This is a genomic window from Selenomonas sp. oral taxon 892 str. F0426, assembly GCF_000468035.1.
Classification (GTDB): domain Bacteria; phylum Bacillota; class Negativicutes; order Selenomonadales; family Selenomonadaceae; genus Centipeda.
This window is the reverse complement of sequence record NZ_KI260521.1, coordinates 3,687-6,332: the sequence shown is the minus strand read 5'-3', so window position 1 is coordinate 6,332 and position 2,646 is coordinate 3,687. Positions and strand designations below refer to the sequence as shown.

2 protein-coding genes and 1 pseudogene are annotated in these 2,646 nt (G+C 55.2%); all 3 read left to right on the top strand.

Features of this window, described 5'->3' with window-relative positions:
• Positions 1-2,084: hypothetical protein (locus HMPREF1992_RS00905; RefSeq protein ID WP_021683916.1), on the top strand; the 2,084-nt coding region annotated here is incomplete at its 5' end.
• The gene (locus HMPREF1992_RS00900; protein WP_021683915.1) at positions 2,056-2,397 is read left to right on the top strand and encodes a hypothetical protein; all 342 of its coding nucleotides are present in this window, start codon (positions 2,056-2,058) and stop codon (positions 2,395-2,397) included. The genes HMPREF1992_RS00905 and HMPREF1992_RS00900, both read left to right, overlap by 29 nt.
• Positions 2,398-2,399: 2 nt before the next feature.
• Positions 2,400-2,646 (top strand): annotated as a pseudogene (locus HMPREF1992_RS00895) (hypothetical protein); the annotation flags it as partial.

The following is a 2,646-nucleotide window of genomic DNA, read 5'->3' as shown; positions in this document are numbered from 1 at the left end:
AGGCGGGTGTCAAGAATCTAACGAGCGGATTCAACATACTCTCCGCGAAGATGGCTGCCGTTATGGCTGTTGCGGCGACTGGCGCGGGACTGTTCAATATCACGAAGGACGCGATGCTTGCGGGTGAGAACGTCTACAAGCTGACGCAACGACTTCACGTCTCTGCGGGGGAAGCCGCTGAACTGGGGCGTATGTTTCAGCTTGCGGATACGGATATCAAGGGCATTATTCCACTGATCGCTCGTTTGGACAAACAGGTGGGATCTGCGGGTGAGAGCGGCAACGATACCACACGCGCACTCTCGCGCTTCGGGATTGCACTCAAAGACCAGCAGGGAAATCTCCTGCCGCTCAATGAGCAGCTGGCGCAGCTTGCCAAAGGTTACAAGACGGCAAGCGAAGCAGGCATGGAGGAGGCGTATACCGCAGAAGTCCTTGGTGCGCGTGGTGCGGCACTCATCCCCATTCTCGAACAGTATGACGATCTGATGACCATTTCGGCGCGTGTCAAGACCACGGGGCTGCTCGACCCGGCACAGGCGCACGAGACGTACCTCAAATGGCGCGAGATGGAGATGGAAGCGGGGCAGCTGAAACTTGCCCTCGGTGCGGCACTGCTTCCTGTCGCCGAGGAACTCATGCCCGAGATCAATGACGGCTTTGAGTCTCTGGTTGAAGTGATTCGCGACAACAAGGACGAGATCAAGGATGCCGTGCTCGGATGGGGCGAGGCACTCAAGACCGTCGCGGAGCTTGCAGGCTTTGTCGGCGAGCAGATTCATAAGGTGAGTGAACACGCAGAAGCTAATTCATGGCTTGTGAAAAATCATCCTGTGGCATCTCCGCTGATTGCAATTCCGTTCCTCGGTGGTACGGTTCTTGACGCGCTCTACGGGGATGAATACAAGCGTTACCAAGAACAGCAGAAGATTGCCAAAGAGAAAGCGGCGGCAGAGGAGAAGGCGCGTGCCGAAGCGGAGAAGAACGCTAAGGCGCAGGAGCAGAATGCAAAGGCGGCGAAAATCCGTGCGGCAGCCGAGAAAGATGCTGCAAAGACGGTCAGTGAATCTGCAAAGGCGACCGCACAACTGACAGACAGCTTATATACACTGACACACACGGACATCCAAAACAGCCTTCATGCGTTGGATCGTGAATCCTTTGAGTTCTTTCAGAAAGGCGCAGATCCGCATCTGATCGACGAATACCGCTTGGCAAAGGAAGCAAAGATTTATTTCGACTTTCAGCGGGACGTTGTGGACAAGGCGAATGCGCTCTACAAGACTGATCTCCAAAACAAGCTGGAATCCATCGCCCGCGAAGCCGATGCCTTTCGTCAGAAGGGACTAGATGAAGTCCAAACGCAGGCGTGGCTCAGTGAGAGCAAAGCACGAGTGATGGAGCAGTGGGAACGGGATGTCGCTTCCAATATTGACTCCATCTGGAAGACTGAGCTTGAAAACCGCCTTGCTGAGATCGAGCGCGAGAAGGATGCGTGGGTACAGAAGGGACTGGACGAGGTCGAAGCGACACGCTGGGCGGAGAAGCAGAAACTCGATGCCAAACGCAACGCCGCTCTGGAAGTCCTTCGCTCCCAGAAAGAGGAACTGCAGGTGTTCAAGAAATCCGGGCAAGTCGGGTTGATGCAGTACCTTCGCAAGAAGAACAAGCTGACCGCAGAGGATCTGGGGCTGACACCGGAACTTCTCCAACAGTTCCAGTCCGGGCGTAAATGGGCGATGGAAAACCTCCTGCCGAATTTTGCTCCCGAGAAGCGTGAGGACAGTTCCCATATTCGTGTCAACGGGCAGGAGTTCTCGTATGCACAGATGATGGCAGGGCTTGGACAACAGGCGCAGATCGTGCAGGGAGGGGGACAAAATGTCACTTCTTCCCTCAATGCTACTCAGTCCGCGCCATCCATGACGGACAATCGCCAGATTCACATACAGGTGCAAATCGAGAACGCCGTCACGGAGGACAACGAGGGAATGCGTATGCTCGCCGACCATGTCGCCGACCGCATTCGACCTGCTGTTGAAAACGCACTTGGAGGTGATTCCAATTCATATTCACATTGGTGAGGTTAAAACGCTGAGTGTCGAGAACTGGCAGATCGTTCCAGACGACCGTCAGCAGCTCTTGGAGATCGTCGGCGGTATGGTCGTGCAGGATTTCGGGCATATCCCAGAGGGGGACCGTATCTCTTGCACCGTTGTTGTGACGGCGCGTGATTGGGAGAAAATCAAGAGTTACTGGGACAGCCGCGCGATGGTGTCTGTAACGGACGAGGGCGGGAGCGTCCTGCCCTCGATGCGTGTTGTGGTGAAATCCTACGAGTATATGGCGCATTTCCCGAAGGCATATAAGATTTCACTGGAATTTTGGAGGGTGTAAGAGTGGCAGAACTGCTGCATATCTATATGAACAATCCGACGGCGGAGAGCACGGACGGGACGGAGGTCAGCTCCGGGACGGAACTCGCGCCCATCTCCGTCCTGCTCGATGCAGGCAAGGGCGAACAGAAAGCCGTCAAGTGCGCCGTGCGCTGCGAGAGCGGCTTCCACATTGACGGAACACTTACGATCAAATTTGTAGGCGATCATGCGGACAAGTGGAAAGCCGCGACGGATAACAAATACACTG